At 57.3% G+C, this 17,744-nt stretch carries 16 protein-coding genes; 6 read left to right on the top strand and 10 right to left on the bottom strand.

The features are described 5' to 3' along the window. Positions 1-2: 2 nt before the first annotated feature. Positions 3-1,721 (bottom strand): ShlB/FhaC/HecB family hemolysin secretion/activation protein, encoded by a 1,719-nt coding sequence (locus AC1DHT_RS26120; protein WP_427540664.1) that lies wholly within the window; start codon positions 1,719-1,721, stop codon positions 3-5. Between the two features lie 271 nt (positions 1,722-1,992). Next, on the bottom strand, positions 1,993-3,339 hold the full coding sequence (locus AC1DHT_RS26125; protein WP_477761526.1) for a DEAD/DEAH box helicase: 1,347 nt from the start codon (positions 3,337-3,339) through the stop codon (positions 1,993-1,995). A gap of 193 nt (positions 3,340-3,532) precedes the next feature. Between AC1DHT_RS26125 and AC1DHT_RS26130 the strand changes: the two genes are divergently transcribed. Then, positions 3,533-4,831 carry a mechanosensitive ion channel family protein gene (locus AC1DHT_RS26130; protein ID WP_427540661.1) on the top strand — a complete coding sequence of 433 codons (1,299 nt, stop codon included), beginning with the start codon at positions 3,533-3,535 and terminating at the stop codon, positions 4,829-4,831. 119 nt (positions 4,832-4,950) lie between these two features. On the opposite strand, the gene srmL is transcribed toward AC1DHT_RS26130, so the two are convergent. Further along, a complete protein-coding gene (gene srmL, locus AC1DHT_RS26135) occupies positions 4,951-6,099 on the bottom strand; it encodes a PheS-related mystery ligase SrmL (RefSeq protein ID WP_427540658.1) in 1,149 nt (382 codons plus the stop codon). Positions 6,100-6,579: 480 nt separating this feature from the next. Between srmL and AC1DHT_RS26140 the strand changes: the two genes are divergently transcribed. Continuing rightward, positions 6,580-7,515 (top strand): CgnE/CgnB domain-containing protein, encoded by a 936-nt coding sequence (locus AC1DHT_RS26140; RefSeq protein ID WP_427540655.1) that lies wholly within the window; start codon positions 6,580-6,582, stop codon positions 7,513-7,515. Positions 7,516-7,529: 14 nt separating this feature from the next. On the opposite strand, the gene AC1DHT_RS26145 is transcribed toward AC1DHT_RS26140, so the two are convergent. From AC1DHT_RS26145 to AC1DHT_RS26155, 3 genes are all read right to left on the bottom strand, one after another. After that, positions 7,530-8,396 carry a carboxylate/amino acid/amine transporter gene (locus AC1DHT_RS26145; protein ID WP_427540652.1) on the bottom strand — a complete coding sequence of 289 codons (867 nt, stop codon included), beginning with the start codon at positions 8,394-8,396 and terminating at the stop codon, positions 7,530-7,532. Between the two features lie 282 nt (positions 8,397-8,678). Continuing rightward, positions 8,679-9,278, bottom strand: a complete 600-nt coding sequence (locus tag AC1DHT_RS26150; protein WP_054596217.1) for an FMN-dependent NADH-azoreductase — start codon at positions 9,276-9,278, stop codon at positions 8,679-8,681. 149 nt (positions 9,279-9,427) lie between these two features. Then, a complete protein-coding gene (locus AC1DHT_RS26155) occupies positions 9,428-9,742 on the bottom strand; it encodes a 3-phosphoglycerate kinase (RefSeq protein ID WP_427540649.1) in 315 nt (104 codons plus the stop codon). Positions 9,743-9,791: 49 nt separating this feature from the next. Here AC1DHT_RS26155 and AC1DHT_RS26160 point away from each other — a divergent pair, with 49 nt between their 5' ends. From AC1DHT_RS26160 to AC1DHT_RS26175, 4 genes are all read left to right on the top strand, one after another. Continuing rightward, complete coding sequence (locus AC1DHT_RS26160) at positions 9,792-10,715, top strand: PA3225 family LysR-type transcriptional regulator (RefSeq protein ID WP_477761527.1); 924 nt, start codon at positions 9,792-9,794, stop codon at positions 10,713-10,715. Positions 10,716-10,729: 14 nt separating this feature from the next. Further along, positions 10,730-11,533, top strand: coding sequence for an alpha/beta fold hydrolase (locus tag AC1DHT_RS26165; protein ID WP_427540646.1), 804 nt, complete (start codon positions 10,730-10,732; stop codon positions 11,531-11,533). A 3-nt stretch (positions 11,534-11,536) separates the two neighbouring features. After that, complete coding sequence (locus AC1DHT_RS26170) at positions 11,537-12,091, top strand: peptidylprolyl isomerase (RefSeq protein ID WP_427531353.1); 555 nt, start codon at positions 11,537-11,539, stop codon at positions 12,089-12,091. Between the two features lie 88 nt (positions 12,092-12,179). Then, positions 12,180-14,012, top strand: coding sequence for an ABC transporter ATP-binding protein (locus AC1DHT_RS26175; RefSeq protein WP_427531351.1), 1,833 nt, complete (start codon positions 12,180-12,182; stop codon positions 14,010-14,012). A 180-nt stretch (positions 14,013-14,192) separates the two neighbouring features. Here the strand turns inward: AC1DHT_RS26175 and AC1DHT_RS26180 are convergent, their stop codons facing one another. The 4 genes from AC1DHT_RS26180 to AC1DHT_RS26195 form a co-directional block, all read right to left on the bottom strand. Continuing rightward, a complete protein-coding gene (locus AC1DHT_RS26180) occupies positions 14,193-15,317 on the bottom strand; it encodes a GNAT family N-acetyltransferase (RefSeq protein ID WP_427540643.1) in 1,125 nt (374 codons plus the stop codon). A gap of 122 nt (positions 15,318-15,439) precedes the next feature. Then, positions 15,440-15,676: an anti-sigma factor family protein gene (locus AC1DHT_RS26185; RefSeq protein WP_427540640.1), complete on the bottom strand. Its 237-nt coding sequence runs from the start codon at positions 15,674-15,676 to the stop codon at positions 15,440-15,442. Beyond that, a complete protein-coding gene (locus tag AC1DHT_RS26190; RefSeq protein WP_477761528.1) occupies positions 15,670-16,278 on the bottom strand; it encodes an RNA polymerase sigma factor in 609 nt (202 codons plus the stop codon). Before AC1DHT_RS26190 ends, AC1DHT_RS26185 begins: the two co-directional genes overlap by 7 nt. Before the next feature lie 61 nt (positions 16,279-16,339). Next, positions 16,340-17,461 (bottom strand): beta-ketoacyl-ACP synthase III, encoded by a 1,122-nt coding sequence (locus AC1DHT_RS26195; RefSeq protein WP_427540634.1) that lies wholly within the window; start codon positions 17,459-17,461, stop codon positions 16,340-16,342. Positions 17,462-17,744: the final 283 nt, after the last annotated feature.

Below are 17,744 nucleotides of genomic sequence, written 5' to 3' on the forward strand. Positions count from 1 at the left end.
AGTTAGAGGGAGAAATCCACGCGGAAATAGATCGGAGCTTCGCGCTCGGTCAACGCATCCGGCCGCTCCAGGGAGTGGGCGAAGGTCACGCTGGCGGACACATGCTGCCCCTTGGCAAACAACTCGATCGAGTCACTCGACATCCGCCCATGTTGCTCGCCGTTGTAGCGGCCATGACTGATCACGCCTTGGTCGTAGCCCAGGCTGGTGCCGTATTCAGCGAACACCGGACGCAGCCATGCCCAGTTCACCGGGCGACTCCAGCGCAGGTCATTGCGCCAGTAACCACCGCTGTCACCGGACAACGACTGGTCCTTGTAACCACGGATCGACGACAACCCGCCCAGGCTGGTGCGCTGCGGGCTGAACAGCACGTCCTCGCTGCGCTGGCCGGTCATCAAACTGCTGAAGCTCAACGACTCGCCCCAGAGCTTGAACGGCTGCAAGTAGCTCAGGGTGCCGGTGTATTTGCGGTACCGCGCATCCGCGTCCCCAGGGCCTGGATGACCGTTACTCTGGGCATCGAAGGCGCCGATACCTTTCTGCATGCCCAGGTCGAGGTTGACGAAAGCCGAGCCGACACGCCGCCCGTGGTTGATCCCGAATTGCGCTTCGCTCAGATGGTTGCTGCTCAGGGCCAGCTTGCTGCCTTCGATGAAATTGTTAATCCGCATGTGAGACACGCCGGCGCTCAAGGACGTCTTGCTCACGGCATCGCGATAGATCACGCGCTCGGCCTTGAACTGGTGAGTCGTGCTGTCGCCGGTCTGCTTGAAGTTGTAGCCATTGGCGGCAATCTGCGAGCTGTAATCGCTCTGGTTGTAGCTGTAATTGAAGTTCCACCAGCCCCACGGCAGGTTGTAATCGAGCATGGCGTTGCTCGAGGTGTGGTTATGATCGCTTACCGCGTCGTGACCACCGCGCAACATCAACTGATCCGCCAGCCCCAGCGGATTGTCCCAGTCAAAGGTCGTGCCCCACTGCTGCTCGCCGGTGCTGCGCTGGCCTTCGTTAGTGCGCGACAAACCGGCGCGCCAGGGCTTTTGCGGGGTGTTCTTGACCCGCACTTCGCTGCCGCCCACGGCTTTACCGGGGGCCAATTCCATCTGTGCCTGATTCGACGGCAAACGGTTCAACTGATCGACCAGTTGCTCGATCTCGCGCAGGTTGACCAGCTCACCGGTCTTGCCAGGGAATGCCATGGACAACTCACGGTCCGACAGCTTGCTGCCCTCCGCGCCTTTGATCCCTTCGAGCTTGCCCTCGACCACCAGCACCTGCAAATGACCGGCAGACAAATCCTGCTGCGGCAAGTAGGCACGACTGGTCACCAGACCTTTCTCGAGGTAGCTGTCGGTAATGACTTTCAGCAGCTCGTTGAGCTGAGTGACGCCCAGGCATTGATCGATGTAAGGCTTGAGCAAACGCTCGCGTTCACGGGCCGAAAGGCTGTCGGCGCCTTTGAGGTCGATGTCTTTGATCGGGAAGCAGCGGGTGTCGGCTGGGGCTGTAGGGGCCGTCGGTTTGGCCGCTTTACCGGGCAGTTCCTTGAGCTCTTCGAGACGCCGGCGCTGCTCTTCGAGCAGGCGATCCTGACGTTCGCGGATCAGGTCGGTTTCACCAGGGGTGGGTGCGGCGTGGGCAAGGTTTACGCTGGTGAAACTCAGCAATAGACACGGCAAAGCCGCACACAACCTCTTCCCGAGGGTGTGCAGGTACATGTTCGATCCCTCGAGACGACAAGTGATATCAATATGATGGCGCAATGTTAAGTTGCCATCATTCTGACGTCAATAAGTCGGGCGCTGATTTGTTGCGAAATATGTCTTTATTGACACACACCTTCACGGCTCGAATTTTATGGTCTCAAAAGCCTGTGGAGTTTCTGGCTGAGTGCGTCCGAGGAGCGAGGCCCGACCTCGAGATCGCCATAAGCCAAAAATGAAAAAACCCGGACACTGTCCGGGTTTTTTATGGGATCGCCAAAGCGCGTTATTCAGCGGCCGGCGCTTGCGGCTTGCGGCGCTTGAGCGGCGCCATGCCGTCCTTGCTGACCAGCGACAGGGCGTCGGTCTTCGGGCGGTTGGCAATCTTGCGTTTGGTCGGGGCCTTGGCGCCGGTCTTTTTCTTGTCGCCTTTGGCGTCGACCTTTTTCTTCTTCACGCCAACGGCTTTGCCCGAGGCCTTGACCTTTTTCGGTCCGCCGTAGGTGCCTTTGACTTCCTTGATGGTGCGGCGCTCGAAGCTCTGCTTGAGGTAGCGCTCGATGCTCGACATCAGGTTCCAGTCGCCGTGGCAGATCAGCGAGATGGCCAGGCCATCGTTGCCGGCACGCCCGGTACGACCGATACGGTGAACGTATTCGTCGCCGCTGCGTGGCATGTCGAAGTTGATCACCAGGTCCAGGCCTTCCACGTCCAGGCCGCGAGCCGCAACGTCGGTGGCGACGAGGATCTTGACCCCGCCCTGCTTCAGACGGTCGATCGCCAGCTTGCGATCCTTCTGGTCTTTCTCGCCGTGCAAGACKAACGCCTTGTACTCCTGCGCCACCAGACGGCCGTAGATACGGTCGGCCATGGCCCGGGTGTTGGTGAAGACGATGGCCTTCTGGTAGGTCTCGTTGGCGAGCAACCAGTTAACGATCTGTTCTTTGTGCTGGTTGTGGTCAGCGGTGATGATTTGCTGACGGGTGGTGTCGTTCAACTGGCTGACGGCATTGAGCTGCAAGTGCTCAGGGTTGTTCAGGACCTTGGCGATCATCTCGCGCAGGCCCGAACCACCGGTGGTCGCGGAGAACAGCATGGTCTGCTGACGATTGGTGCACTCGTCGACCAGACGCTGTACGTCTTCGGCAAAGCCCATGTCGAGCATGCGGTCGGCTTCGTCGAGCACCAGCACTTCAACTTCTTTCAAGTCGAGGTTGCCGGCGTTCAGTTGCTCGATCATCCGGCCCGGAGTACCGATCAGGATGTCCGGCACCTTGCGCAGCATGGCGGCCTGGACCTTGAAGTCTTCACCGCCGGTGATCAGGCCGGACTTGATAAACGTGAACTGCGCGAAGCGTTCAACTTCCTTGATGGTCTGCTGGGCCAGCTCGCGGGTCGGCAGCAGGATCAGGGTCTTGATGCTGACGCGGACTTTGGCCGGGCCGATCAAACGGTTGAGGATCGGCAATACGAATGCAGCGGTTTTGCCGCTACCGGTTTGCGCAGTCACCCGCAGGTCACGCCCTTGGAGCGCGAGCGGGATAGCCGCTGCTTGCACTGGCGTTGGCTCGACAAATTTAAGCTCGGCCACGGCTTTGAGCAGGCGTTCGTGCAGGGCGAATTGGGAAAACACGGGTGCTACCTCGAAGAAATACAAAAAATCAGCTGCATAGGGTAACGGTTTCGAGCGCGAAGGCCGAGTTTCTTTATGCAATCGGACGCAAACAATGGCGATTTTGTTAGCGGATTTGTCCCTGAACGTAACTCGATGCGTCTTAAATGCTCTAATCGCCCCCTCTCGTCCCACAGAAGAATCGTTTTAACCCATGGATCTCAAACAGCTCTGGCTCAATACCCAAGACCTTTGGGGCGCTCTCGACCAGCACCCGCTTCTGCATTCCAGCCTGGCGCTGATGGTGTTGTTGGTGATCGCCTTGCTGCTCGGACGAGTGGCGCGCTATGTGGTGCTGCACGCCGTCAAATTGCTCGGCCGGCAACCGGCGATGCAGTGGTTCAACGATTTGTTCCAAAACAAAGTGTTCCATCGACTGGCGCAAATGACCCCGTCGCTGGTGATCCAGTTCGGTTTGAACCTGGTGCCGGAACTGAGCAAAACCATTCAGAATTTCCTCGGCAACGTCGCCCTGTCCTTCACCATCCTGTTTTTGGTGCTGGCCCTGAGCGCCCTGCTCAACGCCTTGCTGGACATCTACGCACGCACCGAACATGCCCGCACGCGCTCGATCAAAGGCTACGTGCAGTTAGCGAAAATGGTGCTGTTCGTGTTCGGCGCGATCATCATCGTCGCGACCCTGATCGACCGTTCGCCGCTGTTGCTGCTGTCGGGTCTGGGCGCCATGTCGGCAGTGATTCTGTTGGTCTACAAGGACACCCTGCTGTCGTTCGTCGCCAGCGTGCAACTGACCAGCAACGACATGCTGCGGGTCGGCGACTGGATCGAAATGCCGCAAGTGGGCGCCGATGGCGACGTGGTGGATATCACCCTGCATACGGTCAAGGTGCAGAACTTCGACAAGACCATCGTCTCGATCCCGACCTGGCGCTTGATGTCCGAATCGTTCAAGAACTGGCGCGGCATGCAGCAGTCAGGCGGCCGACGGATCAAGCGCAGCCTGTTCATCGACGCCAGTGGCGTGCGCTTCATCCATGACGATGAAGAACAGAAGCTGACCCAGGTGCGCTTGCTCACCGATTACATCAGCCGCAAACAGGCCGAGCTCAAGAGCTGGAACGAGGCCCAGGGCAACGTCGCGGCGATGTCGGCCAACCGCCGGCGGATGACCAACATTGGAACCTTTCGCGCTTATGCGTTGGCGTATTTGAAGAGTCATCCGGAAATTCAACCGAACATGACCTGCATGGTCCGCCAGATGCAAACCACTGCTCAGGGCGTGCCACTGGAAATCTACTGCTTCACTCGCACCACGGCATGGGCCGATTACGAGCGGATCCAGGGCGATATCTTCGATTATCTGCTGGCAGTGCTGCCGGAGTTTGGTTTGAGTTTGTATCAGCAGCCGAGCGGCGGGGATCTCAGGGCCGGATTACTCCCGGCAGTACTCGGCGCGAGCCACATCCCTGAGCCAGAAAAACGCTCGATGTAGCTGCACATATCCCCCTGTGGGAGCGAGCCTGCTCGCGATGCAGACACCGCGGTCTATCGGGTAAACCGCGTTATCGCTCATCGCGAGCAAGCTTTGCTCCTACGAGGGGCGAAGCAAACCTAGCGCTTCTGACTATCCATTTTGTAACCCGCACCAGGAACTCCCTCGTGCAGCGCCGATTGGATTCTCTCGTACAAACCATTGGCCTCGGCAGTGGTTATCGAACGTGAACTATCACGCAGAACTACTCGTAAAAGCACATTCTCCTGCCCGGGTAAAATCCCCAGACGCTCAATCGCTTGAAGAGGCAACTCCGCCAGAGGCCAGCGCCCTTTGATCTGCATTTCCTCGATCCAGCCTGAACACTCTCCGGCTGCCTGCAACATCTTTTCGGTCAATACTTCTTCGCTTTGGCCTGGCGTTACCGCTAAGGAAATATCTCGGGTAATTGAGGGTAAGCGTGATACTGCTTTCCACGGTTTCAAGTCATTCATCTGCGCTTGTACGCGTGCATTGGGGTCACGAAGCAGACGAATATCCGGAATACCTTTGCGCAACATGGTCAAGCGATCCAATCCCATGCCCAAGGCCAGTCCACCATGCTTCGTTGGATCAATCTGTAACCGCTTCAATAACGAAGCAGCAATACAACCGCACTCCAATACCTCAACGGGCAGGTCATTATTTAGCAGATTTACTTCGATTCCACCTTCGGTGTAGTGATGTGGGCTGTCGCGATGGATCCAGGGCTTGTCAGGAACTGCCAACTGGAGGATATCGCCCACCAAACGCAATAAATGCTCACGCGTCGAAAGCTCCGGATCGCCCAGCACCCAGATATCCATTTGATGGGGTTCAGCACAATGCCATCGATCACGACTGTCACGGCGAAAGGTAATTCCGGGCGCAGCCAACAGGATCATTTCGTCCGGCTGCCGCCTCTGCGCCGCACGCTGGAGCGCAGCCGGGATTTGACTGGTGGTCTGCGTACGTAATAAGGAATGGTCGTCGACCCAGCGAGTGTGTTCGCTACCGAGCGTGATTTCAGCAGGGTCATAACCCAACAAACCATAATTCTCCTCCGCAGAAACAATACGCGGACCGGTCTGTACCTCGGCGCTGGGCCAACCTTTTTTAGCAAGCCCTTCGACAACTTCAATGAGCAATATCCGTATGGCATGTTCGGGGACACTTGACTCGGTAAGATCAGCCAACGCCAATGCCGACTGAACAGAATCATCCGTGAGGTATTTCTTCGAAGGGTACATCGCCAGCTCTCTATATAATTGATGTAGGACGCCCCCATTCAAGCGAGCAATACATAACAGGCAAAAACCAACCTACCTGTTTAGTACGTCCACCCACAACCAATCAGACTCAACTTCTCCAAAAATCAGAACAAGCCTACAGAGACAACCTACACAAATAACTTTAGGCGCCCAGAAAGCCCACCCAAAATACCAAATCACTCTATCAATAACCTTAAAATCAATTGAACCCTAGAAAAAACCATGACCTAATGCAGGCACTTCTTGAGCACCTCAAGGAGGCTAAATAATGAAAAATAAATAAAGGATGAACTCTTATGGATAAGCAGAACAGCTATTATGAAAAACTCAACCGGATCACCTCAGACCCTGACAATTTTGGCTGGGCTCCATTGGCATGGGCTCACACTGAAGACTAAGTAACGTCAATGGGCGCCAAGAAATCTCCTGGCGCCCATTGCCCCAAGTGAGAACCAAGCCATGTCCACGTCAAACATGATCCATACGCTATTTGATCAAGATGAAGTAGCAGTAATCGCTGACTCCCCAGTTTTTCTGAATGAGTGCTCAATGCTAGAGCTCAAGACATTGAGCCTGAAAAACATAACAACACTACCCAAAAACAGCATTATTTTTTCTTTCAGCAATAACGCTGCCAAACGTGCCTTCGAGCTCGCCAAAAACACCAAAATCAAAAAAAGTATTTTCTGCGCAGCTCAAGTATTTGACCCATCTGTTACAAGTGCGATTTACAGCTTAAAACTACTATTAAGCAGTGACTTCAGGAAAGCACTAACGACACAGCGAGCAACATTGAACATGCTGAACAGCTACAGGAGCTTTCAGCTTTCAGGTAATGACGCCGATGCTGTAGTCACCATTAACAAGCACGCCTCACCTTATGCACTGATTGAAGAAGACATCACCCACAACTTCATTCAATCCGTGGCCGAATTTTTCGAAGTTCATTACGCCCACATGAAACCACAAGAACCCTGCCCATTTACATTTCACGGAAGCTTGAAAGTATCAGGAATATTGACTGTCTTGAGGAGGACCAATCCAGCGCTATCAGAAGACCTGAAAGCATCACTTCAAATACTGACACAACGTATTGCAGACGAAGAGGCGCTTCTCACGGTAGAGAACAACACAATAACTTCCTTTAAAACGAAGAATGCTGAACACATAAATCTTCTTGAGCTCGCAGCGGGTCCTCGCGGCCTAAAACTGACTGAGTTCGCTATCGGGGTGAATGAGTCAATCGCGTCCACTATCAATTACCAGGTCAATTCCCAGATGAATGAGGGCATCAGTGGTGTCCATTTGGCGATAGGAGATGGCTCTTCGGGCTACCACATCGATTTTTTAAGTCCGGGTGTCAACGTAACCCCAATAGAACAGCAGCTCCCTTAGGAGCCACTCTCCACCTACGCTGGCGTTGCGACTTGCCGAACACCCAACCGACTGATCCACACCGCTGCCAGAATCACCGAGCCACCCAGGAACAGCCGCCCCAGCGCTTCATGCTGATTCCAGATCAGCAAGTTGATCAGCAGCCCCACCGGCACATGCAAATTGTTCATCACCGCCAATGTCCCGCCGCTGACCAGGCAGGCGCCCTTGTTCCACCAGTACAGGCCCAACGCGGTGGACACCAGTCCGAGGAACACCAGCACGCCCCATTGCAGCGGCGCTTCCGGCAGGAAGTTCTGTTTGCCGAACAGCAGAAACGCCGGCAGGGCCACGGCCAGCGCGCCGAGGTAAAAGTAACCAAAGCGCCGATAATGCGGCAGGTCGCTCGGATGGCGTGCCACCAGATGTTTGTACAGCACCTGGCCTGCGGCGTAGGTGAAGTTGGCCAGTTGCAGCAGCAAAAATCCCATGAAGAAGTCCGGATTGATCCGGTCATAACGGATCACTGCCGCACCGAGCACCGCAACCAATGCCGCCACCAGCGCCCAGGGATTGAAGCGGCGGTTCAGCGCATCTTCGATCAAGGTCACGTGCAATGGCGTGAGGATGGTGAACAGCAAGACTTCCGGCACCGTCAGCACCCGGAAGCTCAGGTACAGGCAGACGTAGGTCACGCCGAACTGCAACGCGCCGATCAACAGCATCCCGCGCATGAATGCCGGTTCCACCTGACGCCAGCGGGTCAACGGAATGAACACCAGCCCGGCCAGCAACACCCGCACCAGCACCGCGAAATAGCTGTCGACATGACCGACCAGGTATTCGCCGATCAGACTGAAGGAAAACGCCTGGATCAGCGTGACAAAAAGTAGATAGCCCATGCTCGCCTCGTTTCGAATGGCGGCGACGATAGCGGGTTTTGCTATTCACTGCGAATCATCAGRCAACACACAAATCCCCTGTGGGAGCGAGCCTGCTCGCGATAGCGGTGTGTCAATCCTCCACAAAACCGCAGGCAAAAAAAAGCCCGATCTCGCTAAAGCGTTCAATCGGGCTAGAGCACTCATGAGCAACAAGTGCAAAGGGAGGTTCGATGCGCGAACCGGCTTGAAGGAGGTGCGGGAGCTACTTAACCATCAGGTGATTATCTGGCGATTAACGGTTCAGGCAACCTGGGCAAGCTTGGCGTTGGCCTGGTTCAGACCCTTTTCGTGGAAGTCACCGCCCAGGTTCATGCCTTCGGCGTGAATGAAGGTGACGTCGTGGATGCCGATGAACGCCATGACCTGACGCAGGTACGGTTCCTGGTGATCGGAGGTGCTACCGGCGTAGATGCCACCGCGAGCGGTCAACACATAAGCACGCTTGCCGCTGAGCAGACCTTGCGGGCCGGTTTCGGTGTACTTGAAGGTCACACCGGCACGCAGCACGTGGTCGAGCCAGGCTTTGAGGGTGCTGGGAATCGCGAAGTTGTACATCGGTGCGGCCATGACCAGGACGTCGGCAGCCAGCAGTTCGTCGGTCAACTGGTTGGAGCGCTCCAGCGACGACTGTTCGGTTTCGTTGCGCTGCTCGGCAGGTTTCATCCAGCCGCCCAACAGATTGGCATCCAGGTGTGGAACCGGATGGGTCGCCAGGTCACGAACAGTGATCTGGTCGGCCGGGTGTGCGGCTTTCCATTGGCTGATGAAGGTTTGAGTCAGCTGACGCGATACCGAGTCTTGCTGGCGGGCACTGCTTTCGATGATCAGAACGCGGGACATGGGATGTAGCCTCCATCGGTGAATGCTGTAAGTCGATGGAGTGGAGATTAAACAGTGTTGTATCGATGAAAAAGCACAAATAACTGCTATAAACCATCAACAAATTCGTTTATAAGCGGAGCGTATCTGCCCCGCCTGTGCAACCGCCCTTATTTGGGTTTGCAGGTCAGGGTGATGTACAGCTTGATGATTTCACGGTTGAACCTGGCCGAGAGGTCGGCGCTTTTGCCTGGCTCCAGGCTCACGCGGCGAGTGCGCGGTAATTCCGGGCCATTGCGGAATGCCACCGTGCATTCGGCGGCTTTACCGCTGGAGTTGTTCAGCGTAATGGCGCCAATGTCGTGTGCGGTGTCATGGGTGGTGTAGTCGATTTTCAGGCCGTTGAGTTGTTTTTGTACATCAATGGGGTAGGCAAACGCGGTCAGCGGCAACATCGCCAGCACCACACAACAGATTTTTTTCATTTGGCAGCCTCCAATGGAAGCTGCCAGCTTAGGACAAGAGGAGCTCATCATGAAAGCGCCCCGCGTGACCCTTGATCAATGGCGAACACTACAGGCCGTGGTCGACCACGGTGGTTTCGCCCAGGCCGCCGAAGCGCTGCACCGTTCGCAGTCGTCCGTCAGCTATACCGTCGCGCGCATGCAGGACCAGCTCGGTGTGCCGCTGTTGCGCATCGACGGCCGTAAGGCGGTGCTGACCGAAGCCGGCGGCGTGCTGCTACGCCGCTCGCGGCAACTGGTCAAACAGGCCAGTCAGCTTGAAGATCTGGCGCACCACATGGAGCAAGGCTGGGAGGCGGAAGTGCGGCTGGTGGTCGACGCCGCTTACCCGAACGCGCGACTGGTTCGCGCCTTGAGCGCGTTCATGCCGCAAAGTCGCGGCTGCCGGGTACGTCTACGTGAAGAGGTACTGTCCGGGGTCGAGGAAGTGCTGCTCGAAGGCGTGGCGGACCTGGCCATCAGTGGCTTCAACATTCCCGGTTACCTGGGCGCGGAGCTGAGTGATGTCGAGTTCGTTGCCGTCGCCCACCCCGAACATGCCTTGCATCGCCTCAATCGTGAACTGAGCTTCCACGACCTCGAAAGCCAGTTGCAGGTGGTGATCCGCGACTCCGGTCGCCAGCAACCGCGTGATGTCGGCTGGCTGGGTGCCGAACAGCGCTGGACCGTCGGCAGCCTGGCCACCGCGGCCACGTTCGTCAGCAGCGGCCTGGGTTTTGCCTGGCTGCCACGGCACATGATCGAACGAGAACTCAAGGAAGGCCTGCTCAAGGTGCTACCGTTGGATCAGGGTGGCAGTCGCCATCCGACCTTCTTTCTGTATTCAAACAAGGACAAACCCCTGKGGCCGGCCACGCAGATTCTCGTCGAGTTGCTGCGCACCTTCGACACCGCGCCGCTGGATGCGCCGTTCGCGGCCCCGGAACAAGCCTGACAAGGAGTTGCACCATGGCCTATTTCGAACATGAAGGTTGCACCCTGCACTACGAGGAATATGGCCACGGCACACCCCTGCTGCTGGTTCACGGGCTGGGCTCGAGTACGCTGGACTGGGAAAAACAGATCCCGGAGCTCTCGACCCGTTACCGGGTGATCGTCCCGGATGTACGCGGCCACGGTCGGTCCGACAAACCCCGCGAGCGCTATAGCATTGCCGGTTTCAGCGCCGACCTGGTCGCGCTGATCGAACACCTGAAGCTCGGCCCGGCGCATCTGGTCGGGTTGTCCATGGGCGGGATGATCGGTTTTCAGCTGGCGGTGGATCAGCCGCAGATGCTCAAGAGCCTGAGCATCGTCAACAGCCAGCCCCAGGTCAGAATGAAAAAACTCAGCGACTACTGGTGGCTGCTCAAACGCTGGAGCATGGCTCATCTGTTGAACATGGAAACCATCGGCAAGGCCTTGGGACGCATGTTGTTTCCCAAACCCGAACAAGCCGATCTGCGGCGTAAGATCGCCGAGCGCTGGGCAAAAAACGACAAACGTGCTTATCTCGCCAGCTTCAAGGCCATTGTTGGCTGGGGTGTGCAGGAACGACTTTCAAGAATCACCTGTCCAACCCTCATCATCAGCGCCGACCATGACTACACCCCGGTTTCGGTGAAAGAAGACTATGTAAAACTGCTGCCCGATGCGCGGCTGGTAGTGATCGAAGATTCACGCCACGCAACGCCATTGGACCAGCCAGACCGTTTCAACCAAACCCTGCTTGAATTTCTAACCGCAGTCGACACCACTACCCAGGATCACTGACCCATGCTGAAAAAAATCGCCCTAGTCACAGGCGCAGTATTGTTCGCCACCAACCTGATGGCCGCCCCAGCACCGCACGTGCTGCTGGAAACGACCAACGGCCAGATCGAAATCGAACTGGACCCGGTCAAGGCGCCGATCAGTACCAAGAACTTTCTCGCTTACGTCGACAAAGGTTTCTACAACAACACCATTTTCCACCGCGTGATCCCGGGTTTCATGGCTCAGGGCGGCGGCTTCACGACGTCGATGCAACAGAAGCCTACCGAAGCACCGATCAAGAACGAAGCCAGCAACGGCCTGCATAACGTGCGTGGCACCCTGTCGATGGCGCGCACCTCCGATCCGGATTCGGCCACCAGCCAGTTCTTCATCAACGTCAAGGACAACGACTTCCTCGACCCGGGCCGCGATGCCGGTTACGCGGTGTTCGCCAAAGTCGTGAAAGGCATGGACGTTGTCGACATCATCGTCAACTCGCCAACCACCACCAAGCAAGGCATGCAGAATGTGCCCATCGACCCGGTGCTGATCAAGTCGGCCAAGCGCATCGACTAAACTGCATTAGGCGTCCTGAGCGGTAGCGGTGTGTTCACCGCGCCGCTCGCATCGAAAAAAGGAGAGCCCGTACGCGGGCGTTTATCTGATGCTCTATCGTCGTTTCGAAAAACTGATCGATATTTTCCGTGACGCCCCGACGGCGGCTCCGCCGAGCCGGGTTCTCCCCTTCTATACCTATTATTTACGTCAGGTCTGGCCGAGTTTTGCCGCGCTGTTGGTCGTCGGTTTGATCGGCGCGCTGATCGAAGTGGCGCTGTTCAGTTACCTGAGTCGAATCATCGATTTGGCCCAAGGCACGCCAAACACGGACTTCTTCAAAATCCATGGCGTCGAGCTGGCCTGGATGGCGGTGGTCGCACTTTTTCTGCGACCGATATTCGTCGGCCTGCATGACCTGCTGGTGCATCAAACCCTGAGCCCCGGCATGACCAGCATGATTCGCTGGCAAAACCACAGCTACGTGCTCAAACAGAGCCTGAATTTTTTCCAGAACGATTTCGCCGGCCGCATCGCCCAACGGATCATGCAGACCGGTAACTCCCTGCGCGACTCGGCGGTGCAAGCTGTCGACGCGTTATGGCATGTGCTGATCTATGCGATCAGCTCGCTGGTGCTGTTCGCCGAAGCCGACTGGCGCCTGATGATCCCGCTGCTGACCTGGATCGCCTGCTACATCGGCGCACTGTGCTACTTCGTGCCGCGGGTCAAGGAACGCTCGGTGGTGTCCTCCGATGCGCGCTCCAAACTCATGGGCCGGATCGTCGACGGCTACACCAACATCACCACGCTGAAGCTCTTCGCCCACACCAACTTCGAACAGCAATACGCCCGCGAAGCCATCGCAGAACAAACCGAAAAATCCCAACTGGCCGGCCGCGTCGTCACCAGCATGGACGTGGTCATCACTAGCATGAACGGCCTGCTGATCGTCGGCACCACGAGCCTTGCGCTGTGGCTGTGGACCCAGTCGCTGATTTCGGTCGGTGCCATTGCCCTGGCCACCGGCCTGGTGATCCGCATCGTCAACATGTCGGGCTGGATCATGTGGGTGGTCAACGGCATCTTCGAAAACATCGGGATGGTCCAGGACGGCCTGCAAACCATCGCCCAACCGATCAGCGTCACCGACCGCGTACCGGCACCACGCCTGGAAGTGGCCCGTGGCGAAGTGCGTTTCGAACACGTGACGTTTCACTATGGCAAGAAAAGCGGAATCATCGACGACCTCAACCTGACCATCAAACCCGGTGAAAAAATCGGTTTGATCGGCCCTTCAGGCGCCGGCAAATCGACCCTGGTCAATCTGCTGCTGCGCCTCTACGACCTGCAGAGCGGGCAGATCCTGGTCGATGGGCAGAACATCGCCAGCGTGGCCCAGGAAAGCCTGCGCGAGCGGATCGGCATGATCACTCAGGACACCTCGCTGCTGCACCGTTCGATCCGTGACAATCTGCTTTACGGCAAACCCGACGCCACCGACGAAGAACTCTGGGAAGCAGTCCGCAAGGCCCGCGCCGACGAGTTCATCCCGTTGCTATCGGATGCTGAAGGCCGCACCGGTTTCGATGCTCATGTCGGTGAACGTGGGGTGAAACTCTCTGGCGGCCAGCGCCAACGGATCGCCATCGCCCGGGTGCTGCTCAAGGACGCGCCGATCCTGATCATGGACGAAGCGACCTCGGCGCTGGACTCGGAAGTCGAAGCGGCGATTCAGGAAAGCCTGGAAACCCTGATGCAGGGCAAGACCGTGATTGCCATCGCTCACCGACTCTCGACCATCGCGCGGATGGATCGCCTGGTGGTGCTGGAAAAAGGCCATATCGCCGAAACCGGCAGCCATGCCGAACTGCTGGCTCATGGCGGGTTGTATGCGCGGCTGTGGCAGCACCAGACCGGTGGGTTTGTCGGCATCGATTGAGACAAGAGCGCTGTAGCAGCTGCCGAGCCCGCGAGGCTGCGTCCGGCTGCGGAGCAGTCGTAATTGCTGTTTACGCGATCTAACCGAGTGACCATTTGATTTTACGGCTGCTTCGCAGCCGGACGCAGCCTCGCGGGCTCGGCAGCTGCTACGGAAGATAGCCACCAGCGCCAATGAAAGTCAGCCCTGGCGGTAGGGCAAGGCGCTCTTCGCTTCTTCTGCATAGCCCATGACACCCAAACGTTCGCGCTCAAGAAAATCCTTCACCGCCGACTTCAATCCCGGGTGACGCAAGTAGTGCCAGGAATGGGTGATCACCGGTTCAAAACCACGAATCAATTTGTGCTCGCCCTGGGCACCGGCATCGAAACGCTGGAAACCGTTGGCGATCGCATAGTCCATGCCTTGATAGAAACAGGTCTCGAAGTGCAGGCGGTCGAACTCCGCCAGGCAGCCCCAATAACGTCCATAAAAGCTATCGCCACCGACCAGGCTAAAGGCCATGGCCACCGGCCGTGATCCTTGTTTGGCCAGGACTACCCGAATGGCTTCGGGCATGCGTTCAGCCAACAGGCTGAAAAACTCCCGCGTCAGGTACGGCGACTGCCGACGCACCGCATAAGTATTGGCGTAACAGGCATAGACAAAATCCCACTGTGCCTGGTCGAGTTGATGCCCCTCAAGCCATTCAAACTCGATGCCCTGCCCCGCCACTTGTTCACGCTCCTTGCGCATCTGCTTGCGCTTGCGTGAGCTCAATGCATCAAGGAAGTCCTGAAAATCCCGATAACCGCGATTCTGCCAGTGGTACTGGCAACCGATGCGTTGCAACCAGCCCGGTTGCTCGGCCAATGCTGCGTCGGTAAAGGCGTCGGTAAAGTTGATATGGGCGCTGGAGAGCCCTTCAATTTCCAGATAACCCGGGATGCTGTTCAGCAGTTCGAAACCATCCTGCACATTCGCCGCCAGCAACCGTGGCCCGCTGACCGGGCTGAACGGCACAGCCGTCAACAGTTTGGGGTAGTAATCGATCCCGGCGCGCTCGCAGGCATCGGCCCAGGCATGGTCGAACACGTATTCGCCGTAGGAATGCCATTTGCGGTAACTCGGCATTGCCGCGAGCAGCCGACCGTCTTCGATGTGCAGCAGATGCTCCGGCTGCCAGCCGGACTGCGGCCCCAGGCTGCCACTGTCTTCCAGCGCCCCGAGAAAAGCGTGACGCAGAAACGGCTGAGTCTCGGGCACCAGCGCGTCCCACTCTTGAGGCGCGATGGCGGACAGACTGTCCAAAACGTGTAACGGCATCCTGTTCCCCTGCGGTTGTTGCCTACAGACCCGCCGAGTATCGCCCATCCACGGCCCTTGCCGAAATAAAAACCCCGCCGAAGCGGGGTCAAAACGAAGTCTGAGGGAGGTGTGACCTGAAATTACTGTTTACCCTTTTGCTGTTCGGCGGCCAACCGCGCGGCGAGCTCGTCGACACCGGGAAGCGGTTTTTCGGGCATGGCGCGCAAGGTCGCCTGCATCAGGCGCATCTGTCGGATGAACCGTCGGCAATTGGGGCAAAACATCAAATGATGGCGCACCATCAGCCGCTCACGAAAGCTCAACTGGCCATCGAGATAATCGCTGGACCGCGCTACTTGTTCCTTACAGGTCAACATTCGCCGGTTTCCTCAAAATGCTCCACGGTTGCAAACACCTTCAACCGTGCGCGGTGCAGCAGCACACGAACATTGGAGAGCGAGATCTCCAGAAGATTACAAATTTCCTCCAGCTCCAGGCCCTGGCGCTCACGCAACAGCAGCACGCTGCTTTGCAGTTCCGACAGGCTGAGCAAGGTATGCTCCAGGCATTCACGCAGTTCGTTTTCGGTGAGCAGCGCTTCCGGGGTGTCCTGATGCCAGCTGAACGGCGCCACCAGCCAGTGGCCATCAGCGGCGGAGAAACGATCATCATCGATGGTGCCGTGGGGTGACGGCAGGTCATCGAGCAAGACTTCCCGGCGGTTTTGTTTGTATCGACCTTTTGCCGCGTTGGCGGTGATGGTCAACAGCCAGGTCTTGAGGCTGGAACGCCCCTCGAACCCGTTCAGGTTGCGCACCACCGACAGCCAGGCATCCTGCACCACTTCGTCGGCATGCCGGTTACCGACGATGGCATAAGCCACCGCCCGCATGGCGCTCTGGTAGGTGCCGACMAACTCCTTGAAAGCCTGCTGCTCGCCCGCCAACAGGCGGGCGAGCAGTTGCGTGTCGTCAGTCATCAATACTGATTTCCTGTGGCGAGGGGGTGCATGACTCAGGCTTGTCACTGCCCTTCACAACTCAACGCTTGCGCAGAATCACGCTGCCAATCGAATAACCGGCACCAAACGAGCTGAGTACTGCCAGCGAACCAGCTGGCAAATCGTCCTGGTTCTTGTGAAAGGCAATCACCGAACCGGCGGAGCTGGTGTTGGCATACGTGTCGAGAATCACCGGGGCTTCTTCTTCGGTGGCTTCGCGGCCCAGCAGCTTCTTGACGATCAGGTGGTTCATGCTGAGGTTGGCCTGGTGCAGCCAGAAACGCTTCACGTCACTGATGTTCAGCTTGTTTTCGTCCAGGTGGGTAGCGATCAGTTCCGCGACCATCGGGCAGACATCACGGAACACCTTGCGGCCTTCCTGGACGAACAATTTGTCACGGGCACCGATGCCCTCTTCCGCCGCGCGGTTGAGGAAGCCGAAGTTGTTGCGAATGTTGTTGGAGAACTTGGTCAGCAGTTTGGTGCTGACGATGTCGAACTGATACTTGGACGTGGCCAGGTCGGCACGTTCGATGATTACCGCAGTGGCGGCGTCACCGAAGATGAAGTGGCTGTCGCGGTCGCGGAAGTTCAGGTGACCGGTGCAGACTTCCGGGTTGACCATCAGGATCGCCCGGGCCTGGCCCAGCTGTACGCTGTTGGCGGCAGCCTGAATGCCGAATGTCGCCGAGGAACAGGCCACGTTCATGTCAAAACCGAAACCTTCGATACCCAGCGCTTCCTGGACTTCGATTGCAATGGCCGGATAGGCACGTTGCAGGTTGGAGCAGGCAACGATCACCCCGTCGATGTCCGCCGCCGTCTTGCCGGCGCGTTGCAGGGCCTGCTCGGCAGCGCCAATGGCCATCTGGCAAAGCACCGACCATTCGTCATTGGAACGCTCGGGCAAACGAGGTGCCATGCGCTTTGGATCGAGAATGCCCTCCTTGTCCATGACAAAGCGGCTTTTGATCCCCGAGGCTTTTTCGATAAAGGCGGCGCTGGATTCGGTCAACGCTTCCACTTCACCGCGCTCGATGGCGTCAGCGTTGTCAGCATTGAACTGAGCGACGTAAGTATTGAAAGACTGCACCAGCTCTTCGTTGGAGATGCTGTTGGCCGGTGTGTACAGGCCGGTGCCGCTGATGACGACATTATGCATGGTCGTTTCTCTAATCTGTTCAGGCAGAAAGTATTGGCACCGACGTACCAACACATAAAGGGTTTATCCCGTCGAAGGGCATCAACCTGGCATCTCTTGATTCCGATCCGCCCGGCTGCGAAGGCTAAAATCTGCGGGGGCGGTGTTTATAACGGCGAAGTTTGCCATAAACATTGGCGTTTGGCCCCTGCCGCACGAACAATGGCAGACCTGTGGGAGCGAGCCTGCTCGCGAAAGCGGTGTGTCAGTCAACATTGATACTGAGTTTTCTGGCCCCTTCGCG

This window comes from Pseudomonas sp. 05N432, assembly GCF_056396945.1.